The 24,026-nt window shown below is 68.9% G+C and carries 19 protein-coding genes; 15 read left to right on the plus strand and 4 right to left on the minus strand.

All coding sequences use genetic code 11. The features are described from left to right. From NBG84_RS21555 to NBG84_RS21625, 15 genes are all read left to right on the plus strand, one after another. A complete protein-coding gene (locus tag NBG84_RS21555; RefSeq protein ID WP_425608674.1) occupies window positions 1-852 on the plus strand; it encodes a hypothetical protein in 852 nt (283 codons plus the stop codon). 339 nt (window positions 853-1,191) lie between these two features. Further along, window positions 1,192-3,285, plus strand: coding sequence for an excinuclease ABC subunit UvrC (gene uvrC, locus NBG84_RS21560; RefSeq protein WP_250921187.1), 2,094 nt, complete (start codon window positions 1,192-1,194; stop codon window positions 3,283-3,285). Beyond that, window positions 3,282-4,220 carry an RNase adapter RapZ gene (gene rapZ, locus NBG84_RS21565; RefSeq protein WP_250921188.1) on the plus strand — a complete coding sequence of 313 codons (939 nt, stop codon included), beginning with the start codon at window positions 3,282-3,284 and terminating at the stop codon, window positions 4,218-4,220. The genes uvrC and rapZ overlap by 4 nt, the downstream gene beginning before the upstream one ends. 50 nt (window positions 4,221-4,270) lie before the next feature. Then, window positions 4,271-5,251, plus strand: a complete 981-nt coding sequence (locus NBG84_RS21570; protein ID WP_285367324.1) for a gluconeogenesis factor YvcK family protein — start codon at window positions 4,271-4,273, stop codon at window positions 5,249-5,251. Then, entirely contained in the window at window positions 5,242-6,231 is a 990-nt protein-coding gene (whiA, locus tag NBG84_RS21575; protein WP_250921190.1) for a DNA-binding protein WhiA, read from the plus strand. The genes NBG84_RS21570 and whiA overlap by 10 nt, the downstream gene beginning before the upstream one ends. A 367-nt stretch (window positions 6,232-6,598) precedes the next feature. Continuing rightward, the gene (locus NBG84_RS21580) at window positions 6,599-8,185 is read left to right on the plus strand and encodes an alpha/beta hydrolase (protein ID WP_250921191.1); all 1,587 of its coding nucleotides are present in this window, start codon (window positions 6,599-6,601) and stop codon (window positions 8,183-8,185) included. Window positions 8,186-8,496: 311 nt separating this feature from the next. Continuing rightward, window positions 8,497-11,448, plus strand: a complete 2,952-nt coding sequence (locus tag NBG84_RS21585; protein ID WP_250921192.1) for a M14 family metallopeptidase — start codon at window positions 8,497-8,499, stop codon at window positions 11,446-11,448. A gap of 219 nt (window positions 11,449-11,667) precedes the next feature. After that, window positions 11,668-12,678, plus strand: a complete 1,011-nt coding sequence (gene gap, locus NBG84_RS21590) for a type I glyceraldehyde-3-phosphate dehydrogenase (RefSeq protein WP_250921193.1) — start codon at window positions 11,668-11,670, stop codon at window positions 12,676-12,678. Window positions 12,679-12,886: 208 nt separating this feature from the next. After that, window positions 12,887-14,098, plus strand: coding sequence for a phosphoglycerate kinase (locus NBG84_RS21595; RefSeq protein WP_250921194.1), 1,212 nt, complete (start codon window positions 12,887-12,889; stop codon window positions 14,096-14,098). Between the two features lie 8 nt (window positions 14,099-14,106). Beyond that, entirely contained in the window at window positions 14,107-14,883 is a 777-nt protein-coding gene (gene tpiA, locus NBG84_RS21600; protein WP_250921195.1) for a triose-phosphate isomerase, read from the plus strand. A 117-nt stretch (window positions 14,884-15,000) separates the two neighbouring features. Next, the gene (gene secG / locus NBG84_RS21605) at window positions 15,001-15,231 is read left to right on the plus strand and encodes a preprotein translocase subunit SecG (protein WP_250921239.1); all 231 of its coding nucleotides are present in this window, start codon (window positions 15,001-15,003) and stop codon (window positions 15,229-15,231) included. A gap of 133 nt (window positions 15,232-15,364) precedes the next feature. Then, complete coding sequence (locus tag NBG84_RS21610; RefSeq protein ID WP_308312096.1) at window positions 15,365-15,700, plus strand: RNA polymerase-binding protein RbpA; 336 nt, start codon at window positions 15,365-15,367, stop codon at window positions 15,698-15,700. Window positions 15,701-15,973: 273 nt separating this feature from the next. Next, window positions 15,974-17,716 carry a glucose-6-phosphate isomerase gene (pgi, locus tag NBG84_RS21615; protein ID WP_250921196.1) on the plus strand — a complete coding sequence of 581 codons (1,743 nt, stop codon included), beginning with the start codon at window positions 15,974-15,976 and terminating at the stop codon, window positions 17,714-17,716. A gap of 4 nt (window positions 17,717-17,720) precedes the next feature. Continuing rightward, window positions 17,721-18,236 carry a PH domain-containing protein gene (locus tag NBG84_RS21620; RefSeq protein WP_250921197.1) on the plus strand — a complete coding sequence of 172 codons (516 nt, stop codon included), beginning with the start codon at window positions 17,721-17,723 and terminating at the stop codon, window positions 18,234-18,236. Further along, window positions 18,233-19,912, plus strand: coding sequence for a PH domain-containing protein (locus NBG84_RS21625; RefSeq protein ID WP_250921198.1), 1,680 nt, complete (start codon window positions 18,233-18,235; stop codon window positions 19,910-19,912). The genes NBG84_RS21620 and NBG84_RS21625 overlap by 4 nt, the downstream gene beginning before the upstream one ends. A 45-nt stretch (window positions 19,913-19,957) precedes the next feature. Here the strand turns inward: NBG84_RS21625 and NBG84_RS21630 are convergent, their stop codons facing one another. From NBG84_RS21630 to zwf, 4 genes are read right to left on the minus strand one after another with little or no spacing between them, the layout of a single operon-like run. Continuing rightward, entirely contained in the window at window positions 19,958-20,575 is a 618-nt protein-coding gene (locus NBG84_RS21630; protein ID WP_250921199.1) for a hypothetical protein, read from the minus strand. Window positions 20,576-20,629: 54 nt separating this feature from the next. Next, window positions 20,630-21,412 carry a 6-phosphogluconolactonase gene (gene pgl / locus NBG84_RS21635; protein WP_250921200.1) on the minus strand — a complete coding sequence of 261 codons (783 nt, stop codon included), beginning with the start codon at window positions 21,410-21,412 and terminating at the stop codon, window positions 20,630-20,632. Continuing rightward, the gene (gene opcA, locus NBG84_RS21640; RefSeq protein ID WP_250921201.1) at window positions 21,409-22,497 is read right to left on the minus strand and encodes a glucose-6-phosphate dehydrogenase assembly protein OpcA; all 1,089 of its coding nucleotides are present in this window, start codon (window positions 22,495-22,497) and stop codon (window positions 21,409-21,411) included. The genes pgl and opcA overlap by 4 nt, the downstream gene beginning before the upstream one ends. Next, window positions 22,494-24,026 (minus strand): glucose-6-phosphate dehydrogenase, encoded by a 1,533-nt coding sequence (gene zwf, locus NBG84_RS21645; protein WP_250921202.1) that lies wholly within the window; start codon window positions 24,024-24,026, stop codon window positions 22,494-22,496. Before zwf ends, opcA begins: the two co-directional genes overlap by 4 nt.

Here is a 24,026-nt window from a genome sequence, read left to right on the forward strand (position 1 = left end):
ATGAAGCGGACGTCAAGAACCCCACGACTGACCGCGTCGGTCGCCGCCTGCGTCGCGCTGGGGACGGCCGGCATGCTCGCCGGTGCGACCACGGCCGCCGCGGACAGCACACCGAGCGCCACGGCATCCGCCGCGGACCTCGCCGCGGCACGTAAGGCGGCCACCGCCCCCGCCACCGTCGACACCCTCTCCCGGTTCTTCGCCCGGGACGGGGCGGTCGCGAGGTCGGCGGCGGCTCCCCGGGCCGAGGGGACGACCGTCCCCGTGTACTCGCTGTCGCCCGCGTTCGTCGCGGGCAAGGCGGGCGCATCCGTCGCCCAGCTGGAGTTCCTCGCCACCCAGGCGGTCTCGTCCGACGGCCAGAAGGCTTCGGTCTGGGCCGCTCGGCAGGGCTCTGACTGGCAGGTGGTGAACATAGCCACCGGTGACGACGAGTTCCGCTACGCACAACTGGGCGCCAGCAAGCTCGCCGGCGGCACCGTCTTCCGGGAGCCGCAGATCGACGCCTGGTACGTCAGCAAGGGCGCCAAGGTGCTCCCGCTCGACGAGGACGCGGTACGAGCGGTCGGCACCAAGGGCACCACGCTCGCCGCCTACCGAGACCGGGTCCGCGCCGCGTACGCAGACAAGCTCCCCGGTTCTGCGTACGCCAAGAAGGGCGTGGCGGGTGGCTATGACCACTCGGCTCAGGCCGCCGCACCCGCCCCGGCCACCGCTCCCAAGACCGCCACGGCCACCAGTGAGCGCGATAGTGGCGTGCTCACGGCCTCCTCGGTCGCGGTGGGCGCGGGCGCCGTTCTCGCCGCTTCCTTGTGCGGGGTGACGGCAGTACGGCTCCGCCGGCGCGCCTGAGCGCCCAGGGCGCCCGCCATCCGCGTGGTGGCGGGCGCCCGCTTCATCCCCTGAGCAACATCGGCGCCCCTTGGGCCGCCGCGGTCCCGTCGGGCACGCCGATCCCGTCGGGACCGCTGCTTTCCGGGCCGGGCGCGAGGCTCGGCACAGGCGTCCACCGCGCTCCCCATCGCGCCCGTGCCCGCCGGGCGTCGGGTCTCGGGCCGGCGCCGGGCCGCGGTCGGCGGCTGGCATCCGGTCTCGGGCCCGGGCCCCACCCCGCACCGGCCCGGTGGGCCGCCCGCGCGCAAGGGGCCTGACGTGGCCGGACTGTCAGCCCCCGCAAGTAGGGTGGATGCCATGGCAGACCCCTCCAGCTACCGCCCCAAGCCGGGAGAGATCCCCGACTCGCCGGGGGTCTATAAATTCCGCGACGAGCACCGCCGGGTGATCTACGTCGGGAAGGCGAAAAGCCTGCGCCAACGCCTCGCCAGCTACTTCCAGGACCTGGCGAACCTGCACCCGCGCACCGCCACCATGGTCACCACCGCCGCCTCCGTGGAGTGGACCGTGGTCTCCACCGAGGTCGAGGCCCTTCAGCTGGAGTACTCCTGGATCAAGGAGTACGACCCCCGGTTCAACGTCAAGTACCGCGACGACAAGAGCTACCCCTATCTCGCGGTCACCCTGAACGAAGAGTTCCCCCGGGTCCAGGTGATGCGCGGCGCCAAACGCAAGGGCGTGCGCTACTTCGGCCCCTACGGCCATGCCTGGGCCATCCGCGAGACCGTCGATCTGATGCTCCGGGTCTTTCCGGTGCGGACCTGCTCCGCCGGAGTCCTGAAGAACCACCAGCAGAAGGGCCGCCCCTGCCTCCTGGGCTACATCGGCAAGTGCTCCGCCCCCTGCGTGGGCCGGGTCACCCCCGAGGAGCACCGCGAACTGGCCGATGAGTTCTGCGATTTCATGGCCGGCCGCACCGGCACCTACATCCGCCGCCTGGAGCAGCAGATGATGGCCGCGGCCGAGGAGATGGAGTACGAGAAGGCAGCCAGGCTGCGGGATGACATAGGGGCGCTCAAGCGCGCGCTGGAGAAGAACGCCGTGGTGCTCGCCGACGCCACCGACGCGGATCTGATGGCCGTCGCCGAGGACGAGTTGGAAGCCGCCGTTCAGATCTTCCACGTCCGTGGCGGACGGGTGCGCGGACAGCGCGGCTGGGTCACCGACAAGGTCGAGGCCGTGGACATCGCCGGTCTGGTCGAACACGCGCTCCGGCAGCTGTACGGGGAGGAGCGCGGCGAAGCGGTCCCCAAGGAGGTCCTGGTCCCGGCGCTGCCCGAGGCGGCGGACACCGTCAGCCAGTGGCTGAGCGAGCGGCGCGGTGCACAGGTGTCGCTGCGCATCCCCCAGCGCGGCGACAAGAAGGACCTGATGGAGACGGTTCAGCGCAATGCCCAGCAGGCGCTCGGCCTGCACAAGACCAAGCGCGCCAGTGACCTCACCACCCGCTCCCGGGCCCTGGAGGAGATCGCCGAAGCACTCGATCTGGACGGGGCGCCCCTGCGCATCGAGTGCTTCGACATCTCCCACTTCCAGGGCGAGGACATCGTGGCCTCCATGGTGGTCTTCGAGGACGGACTGCCCCGCAAGAGCGAGTACCGCCGCTTCCAGATCAAGGGCCGGGTCGGAGACACCCAGGTCTGGCACGGCCAGGGGCAGGACGACGTCCGCTCGATGCACGAGGTGGTCAGCCGCAGGTTCCGCCGCTATCTCGCCGAGAAGGACCGAACCGGCGAGTGGATCGGAGCCGACGACCCCACCGCCACCTCCCCGCAACCCCCAGGGGGTACGGATTCCACCGAGCCCTCCGCCGCCATGGCCACGGCCGTCGACGGCCCTGCCCACCCCGCGATCGAGGACGACGGACGCCCCAAGCGCTTTGCCTACCCTCCCCAGCTGATCGTGGTGGACGGCGGCCAGCCCCAGGTGGCCGCCGCCCAGCGCGCCCTCGATGAGCTGGGCATCGACGATGTCGCCGTCTGTGGACTGGCCAAGCGGCTGGAGGAGGTCTGGCTGCCGGGCGAGAGCGATCCCGTGGTGCTACCCCGCTCCAGCGAGGGGCTCTACCTCCTCCAGCGGGTCCGTGACACCGCCCATGACTTCGCCATCCGCTATCAGCGGTCCAAGCGCACCAAACGCATCCGAACCAGCCCGCTGGACGACGTCCATGGCCTCGGCGACCGACGAAAGCAGGCGCTGATCAAGCATTTCGGCTCAGTCAAGCGCCTGCGGCAGGCAACAATCGAGCAGATCTGCGAAGTACCCGGCATGGGCCGCAAGACCGCCGAATCCGTGGTCGCTGCCCTAGCCCAGGCGGCACCCGCCGCCCCTGCCGTGAACACCGCGACAGGAGAGATCATGGAAGAGAACGACGGGGGCAGCACCTCATGAACGAGCACGACGGAGACGGAGCAGCAGAAGTGAGTACGGGCACCCCGAACGAGCCGGGCGAAGCGGCCGAGGCGGCCATCCCCGAGCTGGTCATCATCTCCGGGATGTCCGGCGCCGGGCGCAGCACCGCAGCCAAATGCCTGGAGGACCTCGGCTGGTTCGTCGTCGACAACCTGCCACCCGCGCTGATCCCCACCATGGTGGAGCTCGGCGCGCGCTCCCAGGGCAATGTGGCCAGGATCGCGGTCGTGGTGGACGTCCGCGGCCGACGGTTCTTCGACAATCTGCGCCAGTCCCTGGCCGACCTCGACGCCAAGCAGGTCACCCGGCGGATCGTCTTCCTGGAGTCATCCGACGACGCCCTGGTCCGCCGCTTTGAGTCCGTCCGCAGACCCCACCCGCTCCAGGGCGATGGCCGCATCGTCGACGGCATCGCCGCCGAACGCGATCTGCTGCGCGAGCTGCGCGGCGACGCCGACCTGGTCATCGACACCTCCAGCCTGAACGTGCACGAACTGCGCGCCAAGATGGACGCCCAGTTCGCCGGCGAGGAAGAGCCCGAGCTCCGGGCCACGGTGATGTCCTTCGGCTTCAAGTACGGCCTGCCGGTCGACGCCGATCTCGTCGTCGACATGAGGTTCCTGCCCAACCCGCACTGGGTCCCCGAGCTGCGCCCCTTCACCGGCCGCAACGAAGAGGTGTCGAACTACGTCTTCAACCAGCCGGGCGCCAAGGAGTTCCTCGACCAGTACACCGAACTGCTCCAGCTGATCGCCGCCGGCTACCGCCGCGAGGGCAAGCGCTATGTGACCATCGCCGTTGGCTGTACGGGCGGCAAGCACCGCTCCGTCGCGACCTCCGAGAAGCTCGCGGCCCGGCTCTCCGCCGCCGGCGTCGAGACCGTGGTCGTCCACCGGGACATGGGGCGCGAGTGAGCGTCAACACCCTGCGTCTACGGCGGCTGCGGAGATCGGCGCAGACCGTCATGGGGCGCAATCGCGGCGCACAGCCCAAGGTCGTCGCCCTCGGCGGCGGCCGAGGCCTGTCGGCGTCGCTCGCGGCCCTGCGCCGGATCACCGGGGACCTCACCGCGGTGGTCACCGTCGCCGACGACGGCGGCTCCAGCGGGCGGCTCCGCGAGGAGCTCGGCGTGCTACCTCCCGGGGACCTCCGCAAGGCCCTCGCGGCGCTCTGCGGGGACGACGACTGGGGCCAGACCTGGTCCCGGGTGATCCAGCACCGCTTCCAGTCGCACGGCGACCTCCATGAGCACGCGGTCGGGAATCTGCTGATCGTCGCCCTGTGGGAGCAGCTCGGTGACCATGTCCAGGCCCTGGACCTGGTCGGCAAGCTGCTGGGGGCGCACGGCCGGGTGCTCCCGATGTCCGCGGTGGCGCTGGAGCTCCAGGCCCTGGTGCGAGGGCATGATCCGGCGCGCCCCCATGAGGTGGACACCGTACGCGGTCAGGCGACCGTCGCGCTCACCCCGGGGGAGGTGCAGTCCGTGCACCTGGTGCCGCGCGATCCGCCCGCCGTGCCGGAAGCTGTAGCCGCCGTACTTGACGCCGATTGGGTGGTTCTCGGCCCCGGGTCCTGGTTCTCCTCGGTGATTCCCCATCTACTGGTGCCCGAGCTGCTAGATGCCCTGGTCGAGACCAAGGCACGCCGAGTTCTCTCGCTCAATCTCGCGCCTCAACCGGGCGAAACAGAGGGCTTCTCACCGCAGCGTCATTTGGAGGTTTTGGGACGACACGCCCCTAAACTCGCACTGGACGTGGTGCTGGCCGACGAGGCCGCAGTGCCCGACCGCGCCTTGCTCGCCGAGGCCGCCGAGCGACTCGGCGCCGCGGTCGAGCTGGCCCCTGTGGCCTCGCCCGACAAAGTTCCACGGCACGACCCGGAACTGTTGGCCGCCGCGTACGACCGTATTTTTCGGATGCATGGAAGGATCGGCCCATGGCGATGACGGCAGCGGTGAAAGACGAGATCTCCCGGCTTCCCGTCACCCGGACCTGCTGCAGGAAGGCGGAGGTTTCGGCGATCCTGCGGTTCGCGGGCGGGCTGCACCTGGTGAGCGGACGGATCGTGATCGAGGCGGAGCTGGACACCGGCATCGCCGCCCGGCGGTTGAAGCGGGACATCCTGGAGATCTTCGGCCATGGCTCCGAGCTGATGGTGATGGCCCCCGGCGGGCTGCGCCGCGGTTCTCGCTATGTCGTTCGCGTGGTGGCCGGCGGGGATCAGTTGGCGCGCCAGACCGGTCTGGTGGACGGTCGTGGCCGGCCGATCCGCGGACTGCCCCCGCAGGTCGTCTCCGGTGCCACCTGTGACGCGGAGGCTGCCTGGCGTGGAGCGTTCCTGGCGCATGGCTCACTGACCGAGCCGGGCCGCTCCTCGTCCCTTGAGGTGACCTGCCCCGGTCCGGAGGCGGCGCTCGCCCTGGTGGGCGCGGCCCGTCGGCTCTCCATCGGTGCCAAGGCGCGCGAGGTGCGCGGGGTGGATCGGGTCGTCGTCCGCGACGGCGACGCGATCGGCGCGCTACTGACCCGGTTGGGCGCCCATGAGTCGGTGCTGGCCTGGGAGGAGCGCCGGATGCGGCGCGAGGTACGGGCCACCGCCAACCGCCTCGCCAACTTCGACGACGCCAACCTCCGTCGCTCGGCCCGCGCGGCAGTGGCCGCCGGTGCCCGGGTGCAGCGGGCACTGGAGATCCTCGGCGAGGAGGTCCCCGAGCACCTCGCCGCGGCGGGCCGACTGCGGATGGAGCACAAGCAGGCGTCCCTGGAGGAGTTGGGCGCTCTGGCCGACCCACCGCTGACCAAGGACGCGGTGGCGGGCCGGATTCGCCGCCTGCTGGCGATGGCGGACAAGAGGGCTCAGGACCTGGGGATCCCCGGGACCGAGTGCAACCTCACCGAAGAGATGGCCGACGGCATGGTCGGCTGACCAGGAGCCGCTGTCTGACGACCGCTGTCACCACACACGGAGAGCCCGACCACCACACACTGAGAACCGACCCGGGTTCCGGGGCTTCGCCGCGCATCCGCCCCGGACCAACCCACCCCGTGACCGCAAGCAGCCCACATCGCTCCTGGGACGCCAAGTGGCCGGCGTCCACCTTTCCGCAACGCCGGGAAGCCGTTGTGACTACCTGGAGAAGGCAGCGGCAAGGGGGTTGAGCTTTTTCGCGCCGTTTCGGGGCAAATAAGCGCTGCAACCGGAGCAGTACGGGGATCTCCTCCGTCCCCCTGCGGGCGGACGGAACCCGGTCCGGGTGGTGGATTCCCCGACGGTGCGGCGAACGGCAGGGTCGATGTGTCCCACCGTCGACCGGAAGGTTCCATCCGGATGCAGCCACGACGTACGCGGTCAAGACGCCTCGCCCCCCCTGCTCGCCATCAGTGTGATGGTGTCACTGGCGCCCGCCCTCACCGCCACCCCGGCCGCCGCCGCGGTCGCCCCCGCGCTGGACCGGTACAGCGGACAGAAACCCACCTGGAAACGATGCGCCGCCGACACCCCCGCGTCGTTCCAGTGCGCGACCGTCAAGGTCCCCCTGGACTATGAACGGCCCAGCGGCAAACAGATCGGGATAGCGATATCCCGGATCAGGACCAGCGTCACCGACCAGCGTCGGGGCGTGCTGCTGTTCAACCCCGGGGGCCCTGGCGGCTCGGGCCTCAAGGACCCGTTGGTGATGCGGGACAGCCTTCCGAGGAAGGTCGAGGACCGCTTCGACCTGATCGGCTTCGACCCCCGCGGTGTCGGCCGCAGTACCCCGGTGAACTGCGGACTGACCGCGGACGAGGCGATGAGGTTTATGCGCCCCTACAAGCCGGAGACGTTCGGGACCGATGTGGCCTGGGCCCGGAGCGTGGCCGGCAAGTGCCGGGCGAATGAGGGCGGTTCGATCCGGCACATCACCACCCGCAACACGGCACGCGATATGGATGTGATCCGGGCCGTCCTGGGGGAGAGGAAGATCTCCTATCTGGGAGTCTCCTACGGCACCTACCTCGGTGCCGTCTACACCCAGATGTTCCCCCAGCGCTCGGACCGATTCGTGCTGGACAGTGCCATCGACCCGAAGCGCGTATGGCGGGGCATGTTCCAGGTGTGGGCGGAGGGGGCCGAGCCGGCGTTCACCAACTGGTCGCGGTGGACCGCCCGTCGTGCGTCCACCTACGGGCTCGGCAACACCCCGGCCAAGGTCCGCCAGACCTTCTGGGACCTGGTGGCCCAAGCCGATCGGCAGCCCGTCGAGATGGCTGGACAACTGTTCAGCGGCGATGACATCCGCGCCCACCGCCATGTCTTCTTCGATGTCCGACAGGCAGCCGAGACGGTGCGGAACTTCCACCGGGCCGCTTCCCGGGTCTCGGCTCCCGTCTCCGAGCCCGCGCCGGTGGATCCGGTGGATCAGGCTTCCATCGGGACCACCTGGTCCGTAGCCTGCGGTGACACCGGCAACTGGCCGAAGGACCCCGAGCAGTACCGGCGCGACGCGATCCGCGACAAGGCCCGCTATCCGCTGTTCGGCGATTTCGCCTCGAACATCCTGCCCTGCGCGTTCTGGGGGAAGAACGCCGAACCCGCCACCACCATCGACAACAACGTCGGTGCGCTGATCCTGCAGAACGAGTGGGACTCACAGACCCCACTTGCGGCAGGGACAGGTCTGCGACGCGCCCTGAAGGGTTCGAAGCTGGTCACCGTCAGGGGCGGTGCGGGACACGGCGTCTACCACGGCTTCCCCAACGCCTGTGCGACCGCGGTGGCAGACGACTATCTGGCCACGGGCAGACTCCCCGCCAAGGACCTCAGCTGCCAGTCCGCACCCCGAAGCAAGGATGCGTACAGGACCCCGCCAGGGCCCGCACTCCCGCGGCTACCCTTCTGATCCTCTTCTCCGCCGATCTGTCAGTTCGACTATGAGACAGCCTTGTCGGCTGCTTTCGGATGGCACCGGCAGGGGCGGGCCGCCGACGGGGGACACTCGTGAAACCCCCTGTCGGGGGCCTATCGCACTGGGCCTCGGTAGGTCCCCGGCCCTCCGCGACGACCTGTCGGAAACACCTCTGGTTCTCCGTCAGGAGCCACATCCGTCACGTCCCGCTCTCATATACCAGTGCGTCCACCTTGACATGGCCATGGGCGCTGATGAGTCTGGCGTCTGTTCACTTTCCTGGCACACACCAGCAAGGGGGGCTTATGAGACGTAGAGCGACTTCGATCCTGGCAGCCGTTTCACTGTTGACCGCCGCACTGGCGGTCGCTCCGCTCGCCCAAGCCGATCCGGCTCCGGACGGCGGCGGCGACGGGCTGTCCGTATGGCACGCAAAGATCACCAAGGCCCAGGTCCCGCTGATTCTCGCGACGGGCGCCGACGGGCATGAACTGAGTACCCAGGTGCCCGACAAGGGCACCGGTACCGTTGAGTTGTACCTCACCGACCAGCAGGCCGGTGAGCTGCGCCAGCAGGGCATCGGCGTCACCGAGCACAAGATCTCCGCCGCGGCCCAGAAGCGGGTGGCCGCCGCCGGTGACGGTGTCTTCCGCCCCTACGGCGGGGCGGGTGGCCTCAAGAGCGAGATCCTCGCCACCGCACAGGCCAACCCCGACCTCACCAAGGTCATCAGCATTGGGAAGACCGTGAAGGGCCAGGACATCCTCGCCCTCAAGGTCAGCAAGGGCGCCGACAGATACCGGGATGGCAGCAAGCCATCGACGCTCTACATGTCCAATCAGCACGCCCGTGAGTGGATCACACCGGAGACCACCCGGCGGCTGATGCACCACTACCTCACCAACTACGGCAAGGACCCACGGATCACCAAGATCGTGGACACCACCGAACTGTGGTTTGTGCTCTCCGCCAACCCCGACGGCTACGACTACACCTTCAAGGGCCCCCAAGAGCGGCAGTGGCGCAAGAATCTGCGCGACAACAACCGCGACGGCCAGATCGCCCCCGGCGACGGCGTCGACCTCAACCGCAACTTCTCGTACAAGTGGGGCTACGACAACGAGGGTTCGTCCCCCGACCCCTTCGACGAGACCTTCCGCGGTGCGAGCCCCGGCTCCGAGCCCGAGACCAAGGCCATCGACGCCTTCCAGAAGCGCATCGGCTTCGAGTACGGCATCAACTACCACTCCGCGGCCGAGTTGATCCTGTACGGGGTCGGATGGCAGGTCGCCACCGACACCCCCGATGACGTCCTCTACAAGGCGCTCGCCGGAGTCCCCGGAAACCCGGCGATCCCCGGCTACCGCCCGCAGGTCTCATCCGAGCTGTACATCACCAACGGCGAGGCCGACGGACACGCGGCCAACGTCAACGGAATGATGATGTACACCCCCGAGATGTCCACCTGCGCCACCATCTCGCGCATCGATCCCAACGATGCCTGGAACGCGGCCGACTGCGCCTCGGTGTTCACCTTCCCGGACGACGAGAAGTTGATCCAGCAGGAGTTCGCCAAGAACATCCCGTTCGCACTCTCGCTGGCCGAAAGCGCCAGCAACCCCGACCAGCCCGCCTCCTCGCTCGGTCTGAAGGCCCCGGACTTCACTCCGGACCCCTTCACCGTCTCCTACGCCCGCGGCGGCGACCAGGAAGTCTCCGTGATCGCCCGGAAGTCGGTACGGAACAAGGAGCTCAACTACCGCGTCAACGGCGGTCGGGTCCAGGACGAGGACCTCAAGGCGTGGAAGGGCGGTGAGACCTACGGCGGCGAGGACAACATCCGCTTCGACGAGTACCGCGCCGAGGTCGAGGACGCCCGGGTCGGCGACAAGGTCGAGGTCTGGTTCACCGGACGCACCAAGGACGGGAAATCCACCTCCAGCACACCCTTCACCTACACCGTCGCCGAACGTCCCCGCGCGGACACCCTCGTCGTCGCCGAAGAGGGCGGCACCACCGCGGCCCGGCATTCCGCCGCGTACACCCAGGCACTCGCCGACAACAAGCGACGCGGCGTCGTCTGGGACGTGGCGACCCAGGGCGTACCGCACCGGCTCGGAGTGCTCAGCCACTTCTCCACGGCCGTCTGGTACACCGGTGCCGCCGCACCCTCCTGGGCGGTCACCAAGTCCGTACGGTCCTATCTCAACGAGGGCGGCAAGCTGATCACCACCGGTGAGCGGGCGGGCGGCAACGCCAACCTCGGCCGGGCGATCAGCGATGACTTCGCTCAGTACTTCCTCGGTGCGTCGGGCCGGGCCTCGCTCGCCGGTACGACGAACTTCGCCGGCCAAGGACGGCTCTCCGGCGCGGCAGCCGCACTCGCGGGCGCCGAGGGCAACCCCCTGGACGCGGCGGGCGCCTACACCATCACATCCGACTCCCTGCCCCCCGCGCAGTTCCCGCAGTTCCGCAGTGCCCCCGCGGGTGACTACCTCGGCGTACGGATGCCCTTCTCACCGTACGAGGGGCAGTACTACGCGGCGGCCACCCATCGCAACGGGGCGTGGAACCGGCTCACCCGCCCGGTCGATCTGACCGGCACCACGGCGGCCGACACCCCGAAGCTGAACCTCCGGCTCAGCTTCAACACCGAGCCCGGCTACGACAACGCGGTGGTCGAGGTGCACACCGTGGGCCAGGACGACTGGACGACGCTTCCCGACGCGAACGGCGGCACCCGCACCACCGTGCCCGCGGAGTGCGACGCCGGGTTCTACGTCAACCAGCACCCGCATCTCAAGCACTACCTCACCGTCGGCAACAGCGGTTGCACCCCGAGTGGCACCACCGGCAGCTGGAACTCCTTCACCGGACCCTCCGACGGCTGGCGGTCCGCCTCCTTCGATCTGAGCGCCTACGCAGGCAAGCAGATCGAGGTCTCCGTCTCCTACATCACCGACCCCAGCGACGGTGGACGCGGCGTCTTCGTCGATGACACCAAGCTGGTGACCGGCGGCGGGGAGCAGGGCGCCGAGGGCTTCGAGACCTCGCTCGGTGCCTGGACGGCCGCGGCACCGCCCGCGGGCAGCCCGGCAGCGCGCGGTAACTGGGTCCGCAGCCAGGACCTGTACCCGTCAGCGAGCGCGGTCACCACCAAGGACACCGTGCTCATCGGATTCGGTCTGGAGCACGTACCGGCGGCGACCGACCGCAGGCAGCTCATCGGCAAGGCGCTCAGTGCTCTACGCCGTTGACGCTCGGTAGCGAGTAGCTGAGTTTGATCGGCTAGATCAAGACAAGATCAACCGACGGCGGTCCGAGCCTCCTACCGGGGGGTACGGACCGCCGTCACCACGTACGGGCCCTCCGATGTCACCCCGGGCCGTGCAGAGAGGTAGGGTCGTAAGAGGTCGGGGACATCCCATACAACTCGCCGGCGTCGAAACCCGGCGTACCAACGAGGAGATCGGTTCGTGACGATCCGCGTAGGCATCAACGGCTTTGGCCGCATCGGTCGTAACTACTTCCGCGCGCTGCTGGACCAGGGTGCGGACATCGAGATCGTGGCTGTCAACGACCTGGGTGACACCGCGACCACGGCCCACTTGCTGAAGTACGACACCATCCTGGGTCGCCTGAAGGCCGAGGTGTCGCACACCGCCGACACCATCACGGTCGACGGCCGCACCCTGAAGGTGCTGTCCGAGCGCAACCCCGCCGACATTCCGTGGGGTGAGCTGGGCGTCGACATCGTCATCGAGTCGACGGGCATCTTCACCAAGAAGGCCGACGCCCAGAAGCACATCGACGGTGGCGCGAAGAAGGTCCTCATCTCTTCTCCGGCCAGCGACGAGGACATCACCATCGTCCTGGGTGTCAACCAGGACAAGTACGAGCCGGCCAACCACCACATCATCTCGAACGCGTCCTGCACCACCAACTGTGTGGCGCCGATGGCCAAGGTTCTCGACGAGAACTTCGGCATCGTCCGCGGTCTGATGACCACGATCCACGCTTACACCAACGACCAGCGCATCCTGGACTTCCCGCACAAGGACCTGCGCCGCGCCCGTGCCGCCGCGGAAAACATCATTCCGACCACGACCGGTGCCGCTAAGGCCACCGCTCTGGTCCTTCCGCAGCTCAAGGGCAAGCTGGACGGCATCGCGATGCGCGTCCCGGTCCCGACCGGTTCCGCCACCGACCTGGTGGTCGAGCTGGGCCGCGAGGTCACCAAGGACGAGGTCAACTCGGCCTTCCGCAAGGCCTCCGAGGGCGGCGACCTCGCCGGCGTCCTGGCCTACACCGAGGACCCGATCGTGTCGTCGGACATCGTCGGCGACCCGGCGTCCTGCATCTTCGACTCCTCCCTGACCATGGTCCAGGAGGGCAACTCGGTGAAGATCCTCGGCTGGTACGACAACGAGTGGGGCTACTCCAACCGCCTCGTCGACCTCACGGTCTTCGTCGGCAACCAGCTCTGAGCAACACGGCTCTGAACAGCTGCGCTCAGATCAGCGACGAGAGCACCACGATGTGAGCGACAGGGCTCGGGCAGCGCAGTGAAGCGCGGTTCGAGCCCTGCCGCACGTCTAGCCCACTCCGGCTGGGCCACGCCTCCCAGGCCTGGCTCAGCCCAGTGAATTTCCAGCCCAGTCCAGCTCTCAGACAGCCCTCCGAGGAGTCCTGTCCATGAAGACGATCGACCAGCTCCTGGCCGATGGGGTCGCGGGTAAGCGGGTTTTCGTCCGCGCCGACCTCAATGTGCCGCTCGACGGCACCACCATCACCGACGACGGCCGCATCCGGGCCGTCCAGCCGACCGTCGCCAAGCTCGCCGAGGCGGGCGCCCGCGTCATCGTCGCCTCCCACCTGGGCCGCCCCAAGGGTGCCCCGGACCCGGCCTTCTCGCTCGCCCCCGCCGCCGTCCGGCTCGGCGAGCTCCTCGGCACGGACGTCGCCTTCGCCACCGACACGGTCGGCGACTCGGCCAAGGCCGTCGCCGACGGCCTGGCGGACGGCCAGGTCGCGGTGATCGAGAACCTGCGCTTCAACGCGGGCGAGACCAGCAAGGACGACGCCGAGCGCGGCGCCTTCGCCGATCAGCTCGCCGCCCTCGCCGATCTCTACGTCGGCGACGGCTTCGGCGCCGTGCACCGCAAGCACGCATCCGTGTTCGACCTCCCGGCCCGGCTGCCGCACGCGGCCGGCTATCTCATCGCCACCGAGGTCGGCGTGCTCAAGAAGCTCACGGACGAGGTCCAGCGCCCCTACGCCGTGGTCCTCGGCGGTGCCAAGGTCTCCGACAAGCTCGGTGTCATCGACCACCTGCTGGACCGGGCGGACCGCATCCTGATCGGCGGCGGCATGGCGTACACCTTCCTCAAGGCCCAGGGCCATGACGTGGGCAACTCGCTGCTCCAGGAGGACCAGGTCCCGGTCGTCCAGGAGTATCTGGAGCGGGCCAAGACCAAGGGGGTGGAATTCGTCCTCCCCGTTGACGTGCTGGTCGCCGCCGAGTTCCCGGACCTGAAGACCAAGGCGCCGGCGCACCCCGAGACCGTCGCCGCGGACGCGATCCCGGCCGACCAGCAGGGCCTGGACATCGGCCCTGAGACCCGCAAGCTGTACGCGTCGAAGCTCGCCGACACGGCCACCGTCTTCTGGAACGGCCCGATGGGCGTCTTCGAACACCCCGACTACGCCGACGGCACCCGGGCCGTCGCCCAGGCGCTCCTCGACTCCCCGGCCTTCACCGTGGTCGGCGGCGGAGACTCCGCCGCGGCGGTGCGCATCCTGGGCTTCGACGAGAAGGCGTTCGGCCATATCTCGACCGGCGGTGGCGCGAGCCTCGAATATCTCGAAGGCAAGACCCTTCCCGGCCTTGCCGCACTGGAGGACTGATCTTTTCCATGAGTACGCGTACCCCCCTGATGGCCGGCAACTGGAAGATGAACCTCAACCACCTTGAGGCCATCGCACACGTCCAGAAGCTCGCCTTCGCCCTGGCGGACAAGGACTACGACGCCGTGGAGGTGGCCGTTCTGGTGCCCTTCACCGATCTGCGGTCGGTCCAGACCCTGATCGACGGCGACAAGCTGAAGATCAAGTACGGCGCTCAGGACATCTCCGCCCATGAGTCCGGTGCGTACACCGGTGAAGTCTCGGGTCTGATGTTGGCCAAGTTGAAGTGCTCCTACGTTGCGGTTGGTCACTCTGAGCGACGTCAGTACCACGCCGAGACCGACGACATCTGCAACGCCAAGGTGAAGGCCGCGTTCAAGCACGGCATCACCCCCATCCTCTGTGTCGGCGAGGGTCTGGACATCCGCAAGGCCGGACAGCAGGTCGAGTACACCCTCGGCCAGCTCGACGGCGGACTGAAGGACATCCCGGCCGAGCAGGCCGAGACCGTCGTGATCGCCTACGAGCCGGTCTGGGCCATCGGGACCGGCGAGGTCGCCACCCCCGAAGACGCCCAGGAGGTCTGCGGAGCGATTCGCGGCCGGCTCGCCAAGCTGTACTCCCAGGAGCTGGCCGACAAGGTCCGCATCCAGTACGGCGGCTCGGTGAAGTCCGGAAACGTCGCCGCGATCATGGCTCAGCCGGACGTCGACGGCGCCCTCGTGGGCGGTGCCGCACTGGATTCGGATGAGTTCGTCAAGATCGTCCGGTTCCGCGACCAGTGAGTATGCGGTAGGGCAGATCCGTCGTACCCTTGCGGGGGCCGGGGTGGCTTGCCACCCGGCCCCCGTCGTCATAGAAGTTCCGAGAGAGTTGCCAGGAAGTAGGGTCCAGCCGTGGTTATGGGGTTCTCGATCGCCCTGATCTGCTTCAGCCTGCTGCTGATGCTGCTCGTGCTGATGCACAAGGGGAAGGGCGGCGGCCTCTCCGACATGTTCGGCGGCGGTATGCAGTCGTCCGTCGGTGGCTCTTCGGTCGCCGAGCGTAACCTGGACCGGATCACCGTCGTGGTCGGTCTGCTGTGGTTCGCCTGCATTGTCGTACTGGGCCTGCTGATGAAGCTGGACAGCTGACACACAGGCTTCCCGTCCGGGAGGGGATGTAACTCCAATCCCTAGACGAGCGTTGGGCCTTACGTAGACTGGGGCACCGCGGCGCAGCCGCTGTGAGAGGCTGTACAGCACCATCACGCAGGGAGTTACGACCGTGGCAAGTGGCAACGCGATCCGGGGAAGCCGGGTCGGAGCGGGGCCGATGGGCGAGGCCGAGCGCGGCGAGTCCGCGCCCCGCTTGCGCATCTCCTTCTGGTGCTCCAACGGGCACGAGACGCAGCCGAGCTTCGCCAGTGACGCGCAGGTCCCTGACACCTGGGACTGCCCGCGCTGCGGATTCCCGGCCGGTCAGGACCGGGACAGTCCCCCGGCTCCACCGCGCACGGAGCCGTACAAGACGCACCTCGCCTATGTACGGGAGCGGCGCAGTGACGCGGACGGAGAAGCGATCCTCGCCGAGGCGCTGGCCAAACTGCGCGGCGAGATCTAGGACTTGGGAACCGGCCGGGACACCTTGGGTGCCCGGCCGGAGGCTTTTCCCGACCCGCCCCGGCGGCGGCGCGGCCTCCTCAGCCCCTCGGTGAATCCTCGACGCTCCTCGAACCGGTGACCCCGCTTCTTCCGGGTGGATACCGTGCCCTTCGGCCCGTTTTGATGCCGACCGGGCGACGCTGCTCCGTGCGTCTCTCACCAGCCGTTCTGATCAATTAGGTTGGAGATGGCGCAGCAGAGGCAAGCACGACAGAAGTGAGCTGATGTCCGAGTGAACGCACCAGGCCGCACCAGGCTCAACCAGACTCCCGAGTGGACCGCTCTCGGAAAGCACCGCGAGCAGCTGGGACAGACACACCTACGGGAGCTGTTCGCGGCTGACGCGGCACGCGGGAGCGAATACACCCTCAGAGTCGGCGATCTCCATCTCGACTACTCCAAGCACCTGGTCACCCCCGAGACATTGCGGCTCCTGCGCGAACTGGCCCGGGCGGCCGACGTCACCGGACTCCGCGACGCCATGTTCCAGGGCGAGAAGATCAATATCACCGAGGACCGGGCCGTACTGCACACCGCGCTCCGCGCCCCCCGGGACGCCGTCGTCGAGGTGGACGGCGAGAACGTGGTTCCACTGGTCCACCAGGTACTCGATCGGATGGCAGCCTTCGCCGAGAAGGTCAGAACGGGGGAGTGGACCGGTCACACCGGTCGGCCCATCCGCAATGTCGTCAACATCGGTATCGGCGGATCGGACCTCGGTCCAGCGATGGCCTACGAGGCACTGCGCTCCTTCACCACGCGCGATCTGACCATCCGCTTTGTGTCGAACGTCGACGGGGCCGATCTCCATGAGGCCGTCCGCGACCTGGACGCGGCCGAGACCCTCTTCATCGTCGCCTCCAAGACCTTCACCACCATCGAGACCATCACCAACGCCACCTCCGCGCGTGATTGGCTCCTCGGCGAACTGAAGACCGGTCAGGAGGCCGTCGCCCGCCACTTCGTGGCCCTGTCGACCAACGCCGAGAAGGTCGGTGACTTCGGTATCGACACGGCGAACATGTTCGAGTTCTGGGACTGGGTCGGCGGGCGCTACTCCGTTGACTCCGCCATCGGTCTCTCGCTGATGATCGCGATCGGCCCGGAGCACTTCCGGGAGTTGCTGCACGGCTTCCATCTGGTCGACGAGCACTTCCGCACCGCCCCCGCCGAGGCCAACGCGCCGTTGCTGCTCGGGCTGCTCGGGGTCTGGTACGGCGGGTTCTTCGACGCCCAGTCCCACGCGGTGCTCCCCTACTCCCACTACCTGAGCCGGTTCACCGCCTATCTCCAGCAGCTGGACATGGAGTCCAACGGCAAGTCAGTGGACCGGGAGGGGCAGCGCGTCGACTGGCAGACGGGACCGGTGGTGTGGGGTACCCCCGGCACCAACGGACAGCACGCCTATTACCAGTTGATCCACCAGGGCACCAAGGTCATTCCGGCTGACTTCATCGGCTTCGCCAGGCCCGTCGCGGATCTCCCCCCGGCGCTCGCGGCCCAACACGATCTGCTGATGGCCAACTTCTTCGCCCAGACGCAGGCGCTGGCCTTCGGCAAGACAGCCGAGGAGGTGCGCGCCGAGGGCGTACCGGAGCGGCTGGTGCCGCACAGGACCTTCCTGGGCAACCACCCCACGACCACCGTCCTCGCGGATGAACTGACGCCTTCGGTGCTCGGCCAGTTGATTGCCCTGTATGAGCACAAGGTTTTCGTCCAGGGGGCGATCTGGAACATCGACTCCTTCGACCAGTGGGGGGTCGAGCTCGGCAAGGTGCTGGCGAAGGAGATCGCGCCGGCGCTGACCGCCACTGCGGACAGCGGCGGCGATGTGGAGGACAGCGGCGGTGACGTCGAGAGGAGCGGCGGCGATGTGGAGGACAGCGGCGGCGATGTCGAGCGGGCGGGCGGCGGCGAGCTCGACAGTTCAACCGCCGCTCTGGTGAGCACCTACCGCTCTCTGCGAGGGCGTTGAGCCGATGAGCGAGGGGGCGACGGACGACGGTGCCGTGGTGCGGCTGAGACCGCCGAACAACACGCTCAATGGACGAGTCGTGGGCTGGTGGCGCGTTCAGTCCCTGATCGGTACCGCGTCGGTCACCGCGGTGCTGGCCGTTCTGGGCATGTTGATCGATCCGGCGCGCACCTGGCTCCTGGTCGCGGCCGCTGTGGTGGCCGCACTCGGGCTGCTGGAAGCGATCGTCGTCCCCGGTTGGCGGTTTCGGGTCCACCGCTGGGAGGTGACGGACGAGGCGGTCTACGTCCGTACCGGCGCGTTCTGGCAGGAGTGGCATATCGCGCCGATGTCCCGCATCCAGCGGGTGGACACCATGCGGGGGCCGTTGGAGCGGGCCTTCCGCCTCTCCACGGTGACCGTCACCACGGCGTCCTCCCGAGGCGAGATCAAGATCGAGGGGCTTGACCATGAACTGGCGGCCGAGCTGGCCGAGCGGCTGACCCAGATCACTCAGGCGACCCCCGGGGACGCCACATGAGCCCGGACGGCCCCTGGCCATCCGATGAGGCAGCTGAGGCATCATCCTCGGGGCCGGGCGCGCCATCCCCAGAGACCGCCACCACCGAGCCGCCAGCGGTAGACGGTCAGCCGACCTCCGGCGCGACCGGGGGATGGCAGAAGCTCGACCAGCGCGCGGTTCTCGTCACCGCGGCCGTGCTGTTCTCCGTCGCCGCGGGTATCTGCCTCCCCGTCCTGCTCGGACTCTCCGGCGGGGCCTGGTTCGGTCTCGGCCCCCGAGGCGGTCTCGGCCTTGGCCTGCTGCTGGGCGCCGGGGCACTGCTGGTGCTGGGCGGCGCGGGCATCGAGTACCTCAACTGGCGCAGGACCCGCTACCGGATCGGCCCCGAGCGGGTGGAACTCCACACCGGAGTGCTCCTGGTCAAACGGCGCTCACTGGCCCGGGAGCGCATCCGCAGCGTCGATCTCTCCGCCAATCCGCTGCTGCGCGTCCTCGACCTCGTCAAGGTCCGCATCGGCACGGGCGAGCGCAGCGGCGGGGAGTCCACGCTGGAGTTGAACCCGGTCTCCAGAGCCGAGGGCGAGCGGCTGCGCACCGTGCTGCTCGGCCGTCCCACGGTCCCCGACACCGTCCACCGCGAAGGAGTGCTCGCCAAGGTCGATCCGGCCTGGATACGGTACGCGCCGCTGTCGGTGCTCGCCCCCGTGCTCGGCGGTGCGGCCGCAGGGGCGGTGATGCAGGTCAGCGAGTGGTTCGGGGCACAGGGTGAGGTGATCCACTGGGTCGGGGACCGCTTCGAGGACACATCCGTCCCGGTCATGGTGGTGGTCCTCATCCTGACCGCGCTGATCGCCGGCATGGTCGGGGCGCTCGGCGTATGGATCGAGGTCTGGTGGGACTACCGGCTGGAGCGGGAGCACGGGGGCACCCTTCGGGTGCGCCGTGGGCTGCTCACCGCCCGCTCGGTCTCCATGGAGGAGCGTCGGCTGCGGGGCGTGGAGTTGATCGAGCCCTTTGCCGTACGGCTGCTCGGAGCGGCCCGGTTGGATGCCGTGGCGACCGGGATCTCCCATGACGACGGGGACAAGCACGCCGATCTGAAGTCCCTGCTGCCCGCCGCCCCACGGGAGATCGCCGACACGGTCGCGGGCCGGGTGCTGCGGGAGACGCGCACCCCCACCGACGCCCCCCTGATTCCGCATCCACGAGCCGCCCGCGCCCGTCGGCTGCGCTGGGCGCTGCTGATCGTCGCCGTCCCGGCCGTGACGCTGGTCGCATGGGGCCTCTATTTCAGCTCCGTACTGCTGTATCTGGCCGCGGGGTACACGGCGGTGGCGCTTCCGGCCGCGGTGTTCTTCGCGTTGGACGCCTATCGCAGCCTGGGACACGCCATCAGCGGCAACTATCTCGTCGCCCGCTCGGGCACCGCCCGCCGGGCGACCGTCGCGCTTCAGCGGGGTGGGGTGATCGGTTGGGTCGTCCAGCAGTCCCTGTTCCAGCGTCGGGCCGGCCTGCTGACCCTGATCGCGACCACCGCGGCCGGGACCGGCGCCTACGCGGTCCCCGACGCCGGCGAGAGCGAGGGCCTGGCCTTCGCGGCGGACGCGGTGCCGGGCCTGTTGGAGCCCTTCCTCATCCGGGAGCGGGCGGCCGGTGAGAGCGCTCCCGACGGGGGCGGCTCGTTGCAGAGCTGACGGCTGCCATCGTGGTCGGCCGCGCGGTCTTCGCGGCCCCTCAGCTCAGTGCCCGGTCGCCGGGTAGAGACAACCCGTCTCCGGATAGGGGCCGTTGACCTCCACCCAGAGCCGGTCCCTGACCACCCGGCCGGTGATACAACCGCTCTTGCCGATACGGATGCCGAAGGCCGTACCCCACGATGCTTCGGGGTCCTCCTCCCAGGCCGACCAGGGCGTCTGAACCTCCATGGCCGACTCACGAAAGCCCAGGGACAGCAACGCCGGGCGGATGTCCTCCGGCTCGATGCGTCCCTGTTCGCGTAGCTTCTCCACTGCCGGGCGGAGGCGATCCGCCGCCTTCCGACCTGCTTTCGCGTCGGCCGGGGTGATCTCCTTGGCCCGGCGGTAGGCGTTGTTCTCGCCGTTGTGCGGAGCGCCGTCCACCACGCCCTCCTCGACATGGGGGCCCGGCGGGGGGCTGGTCGAGAGCGAGGGAACAGGTGACGGGCCGCCGGGGGCCGCCGCGCCAGCCGACGACGCCGGCTCGGTCCCACAGCCGGTGAGCACCACGGTGAGAACTAAGGCCGCCCCGACGGCACCTGCGCTGCTACCACCCGACATAACGCCCCCAGAGCTGATGTCACCGTGCCGCGGTAGGACCGCGCGTACGCGATCGAACATACCTCCGGCCCGGTCCATTCCATGGACCGGGCCGGTGATACGGCTGAGACGATCCTAGGGAGAAGCCGGCGGATACAGGTCGCGGGGGAGCTCGGAGGCCGCCGCCGCGTCCAGTAGCCAGAGCGTCCGGCTACGACCGTAGGCCCCCGCCGCCGGAGCCTGGATCTCGCCCGCCCCGGACAGCGCCATGGCCGCCGCGTTCGCCTTGTCCTCACCCGCGGCCAGCAGCCACACCTCACGGGCGGCCCGGATGGCCGGGAGCGTCAGGGAGATACGTGTCGGAGGTGGCTTCGGCGCGCCGTGCACCCCGACCACCGTGCGTTCGGTCTCCCGCACCGCGGGCAACTCGGGGAAGAGCGACGCCACATGCGTATCCGGGCCGACGCCCAGCATCAGCACATCGAACGTCGGGACCGGACCGTGGTCCTCGGGCCGAGCCGCCGCGGCCAACTCCTGGGCGTAGCCGGCTGCCGCCGCCTCCACATCACTGCCGTACGCACCGTCGGACGGTGCCATCGGATGCACCCGGGCGGGGTCCACCGGGACGCTGTCCAGCAGTGCCTCGTGGGCCTGGGTGATGTTGCGCTCCGGGTCCCCGTCCGGCAGGAACCGCTCATCGCCCCACCAGAGGTCGAGCCGCTTCCAGTCCACCGCGTCCCGGGCCGGGGAAGCGCCGAGCGCGGCCAGCAGCGCATTGCCGTTCCGGCCACCGGTCAGCACCACCGAAGCCGAGCCACGGGCGGTCTGGGCATCCACGATCCGGGTGATCAACCGGGCCGCGGCAGCCTGCGCCATGAGTTCCTTGTCGCGGTGCACAACAAGCTGTGGTGTGCTCACTTGGCCGGTGCCTTCCGCGCCGGGGCCTTGCGTGCGGCGGCCGGGGCGGCCTTCTTCGCCGCCTTCTCCTCGGCCGGTGCGGCAGCCGTGTCAGCCGCGTCGGTCGTGGCAGCCGTGCTGACCCGGTCGGACGCGGCGGGGTGCCGCAGCGTACCGTCACCGTCTTCGAGCCGGTCCACACCGAAGCGCAGGACCGACTCATAGGTGTCGTCCGGGTCCAGTCTGCGCAGCTCCTCCGCGATGAGCTCCGAGGTCTCGCGACGCTTGAGCGCCACCGCACGGTCCGGCTGCCCGTGGATGGACAGATTCGCCAGCGAACCGTCCGCCCGGTCCAGCACGATCGGGCCGCAGGTCGTCTCCATCCGTACGGCCGTCAGACCGGGCCCCGAGGAGAGTGCTCGGCGCACCGGCACCGAGAGCCGATCGGCCAGCCACATGGCCAGCAGTTCCACGCTCGGATTGAACTCCTCGCCCTCCACCTCGACCGAGGTGACCTCGCAGTCCACCTGGTCCAGCGCGGCGGCGAGCATGGAACGCCAGGGGGTGATGCGGGTCCAGGCCAGATCCGTGTCCCCGGGGGTGTACGCCTCGGCGCGCGCGGTCAGCTCATGGATCGGCCGTTCGGCCGCGTAGCTGTCCGTGACCCGCCGCTGGGCAAGCGACCCCAGCGGGTCCTTGGCCGGGTCCAGCGGTGCGTTCACCGGCCACCAGACGACGACCGGGGCGTCGGGGAGCAGGAGCGGCAGCACCACGGACTGGGCGTGATCGGTGACCTCGCCGTAGAGCCGCAGCACCACCGTCTCGCCGTTGCCCGCGTCCGCGCCGACGCGCACCTCGGCGTCCAGCCGGGTCTTGGCCCGATCGCGCGGGGAACGCGAGACGCGCTTGATGACCACCAGGGTCCGCGAGGGGTGCTCGCGGGACGCGTCGTTCGCCGCCTTCAGCGCGTCGTACGCGTTCTCCTCATCCGTGGCGATGACCAGGGTCAGGACCATGCCGACGGCTGGGGTGCCGACCGCCCGGCGCCCCTGCACCAGCGCTTTGTTGATCTTGCTGGATGTGGTGTCCGTAAGGTCGATCTTCATGGCCGGCGCCAGCTCCGTCCGTCTCGTGCGAGCATTTCGTCCGCTTCGACCGGACCCCAGGTCCCCGACGGGTACTGGGCGGGTTGGCCGTAGGTGTCCCAGAACTGCTCGATGGGATCGAGGATCTTCCAGGACAGCTCGACCTCCTCCACCCTCGGGAAGAGGTTGGAGTCGCCGAGCAGCACATCGAGGAGAAGGCGTTCATAGGCCTCGGGGCTGGACTCGGTGAAGGACTCGCCGTAGGCGAAGTCCATCGAGACATCCCGCACCTCCATCGAGGTGCCCGGAACCTTCGAGCCGAACCGCAGGGTGACGCCCTCGTCCGGCTGGACCCGGATCACCAGGGCGTTCTGCCCCAGTTCCTCGGTGGCGGTGTGGTCGAAGGGGGAGTGCGGAGCGCGCTGGAAGACCACCGCGATCTCGGTGACCCGGCGCCCCAGCCGCTTGCCCGTCCGCAGATAGAACGGCACCCCGGCCCAGCGGCGGTTGTCGATCTCCAGCTTGATCGCCGCATAGGTGTCGGTCTTCGACTGGGGGTCGATGCCGTCTTCCTGGAGATAGCCCATGGCCTTCTCGCCGCCCTGCCAACCGGCCGCGTACTGTCCGCGCACGGTGTTGGCGCCCAGGTCCTTGGGCAGCCGTACCGCGCCCAGGACCTTGGTCTTCTCGGCGGCGAGCGCATCGGCGTCAAAGGAGGCGGGCTCCTCCATCGCGGTCAGCGCCAACAGCTGGAGCAGATGGTTCTGGATGACGTCACGGGCCGCGCCGATGCCGTCGTAGTACCCGGCCCGGCCGCCGATCCCGATGTCCTCGGCCATGGTGATCTGGACATGGTCGACATACGACCGGTTCCAGATGGGTTCGAACAGGGTGTTGGCGAACCGCAGCGCCAGGATGTTCTGGACGGTCTCCTTGCCCAGGTAGTGGTCGATACGGAAGACCTCGTGCGGCGGGAAGACCTCGTGCACGACCTGGTTCAGCTCCTTGGCTGACACCAGGTCGTGCCCGAACGGCTTCTCGATGACCGCACGCCGCCAGGACCCCTCCTTCTGGTCGGCCAAGCCGTGCTTCTTCAGCTGCTTGACGACCTTGGGGAAGAACTTCGGCGGTACGGAGAGGTAGAAGGCGAAGTTGCCGCCGGTGCCCTGTGCCTCATCCAGTTCGGTGATGGTCTTCTTCAGCGTCTCGAACGCGTCGTCGTCGCCGAAGTCGCCCTGGACGAAACGCATCCCCTGGATGAGCTGCTGCCAGACCTCCTCACGGAAGGGGGTACGGGCATGGGCCTTGACGGCGTCGTGGACCTCCTGGGCGAAGTCCTCGTTCTGCCACTCCCGGCGGGCGAACCCGACCAGGGAGAAACCCGGCGGCAGCAGTCCGCGATTGGCCAGGTCATAGACGGCGGGCATCAGTTTCTTACGGGAAAGATCACCCGTGACACCAAAGATGACCAGGCCCGACGGCCCCGCGATGCGCGGGAGCCGTCGGTCGGCGGCGTCACGAAGCGGATTTGCTTCGCCGGTACCGGACAA

Origin of the sequence: Streptomyces albipurpureus (assembly GCF_023701525.1) — a bacterium.
GTDB lineage: Bacteria > Actinomycetota > Actinomycetes > Streptomycetales > Streptomycetaceae > Streptomyces > Streptomyces albipurpureus.

Coding starts and splice junctions, on each gene's coding strand:
- NBG84_RS21555 (WP_425608674.1), top strand. CDS start 1: ATGAAGCGGACGTCAAGAACCCCACGACTGACCGCGTCGGTCGCCGCC.
- uvrC (WP_250921187.1), top strand. CDS start 1,192: ATGGCAGACCCCTCCAGCTACCGCCCCAAGCCGGGAGAGATCCCCGAC.
- rapZ (WP_250921188.1), top strand. CDS start 3,282: ATGAACGAGCACGACGGAGACGGAGCAGCAGAAGTGAGTACGGGCACC.
- NBG84_RS21570 (WP_285367324.1), top strand. CDS start 4,271: ATGGGGCGCAATCGCGGCGCACAGCCCAAGGTCGTCGCCCTCGGCGGC.
- whiA (WP_250921190.1), top strand. CDS start 5,242: ATGGCGATGACGGCAGCGGTGAAAGACGAGATCTCCCGGCTTCCCGTC.
- NBG84_RS21580 (WP_250921191.1), top strand. CDS start 6,599: ATGTGTCCCACCGTCGACCGGAAGGTTCCATCCGGATGCAGCCACGAC.
- NBG84_RS21585 (WP_250921192.1), top strand. CDS start 8,497: ATGAGACGTAGAGCGACTTCGATCCTGGCAGCCGTTTCACTGTTGACC.
- NBG84_RS21595 (WP_250921194.1), top strand. CDS start 12,887: ATGAAGACGATCGACCAGCTCCTGGCCGATGGGGTCGCGGGTAAGCGG.
- tpiA (WP_250921195.1), top strand. CDS start 14,107: ATGAGTACGCGTACCCCCCTGATGGCCGGCAACTGGAAGATGAACCTC.
- secG (WP_250921239.1), top strand. CDS start 15,001: ATGGGGTTCTCGATCGCCCTGATCTGCTTCAGCCTGCTGCTGATGCTG.
- NBG84_RS21620 (WP_250921197.1), top strand. CDS start 17,721: ATGAGCGAGGGGGCGACGGACGACGGTGCCGTGGTGCGGCTGAGACCG.
- NBG84_RS21625 (WP_250921198.1), top strand. CDS start 18,233: ATGAGCCCGGACGGCCCCTGGCCATCCGATGAGGCAGCTGAGGCATCA.
- NBG84_RS21630 (WP_250921199.1), bottom strand. CDS start 20,575: ATGTTCGATCGCGTACGCGCGGTCCTACCGCGGCACGGTGACATCAGC.
- opcA (WP_250921201.1), bottom strand. CDS start 22,497: ATGAAGATCGACCTTACGGACACCACATCCAGCAAGATCAACAAAGCG.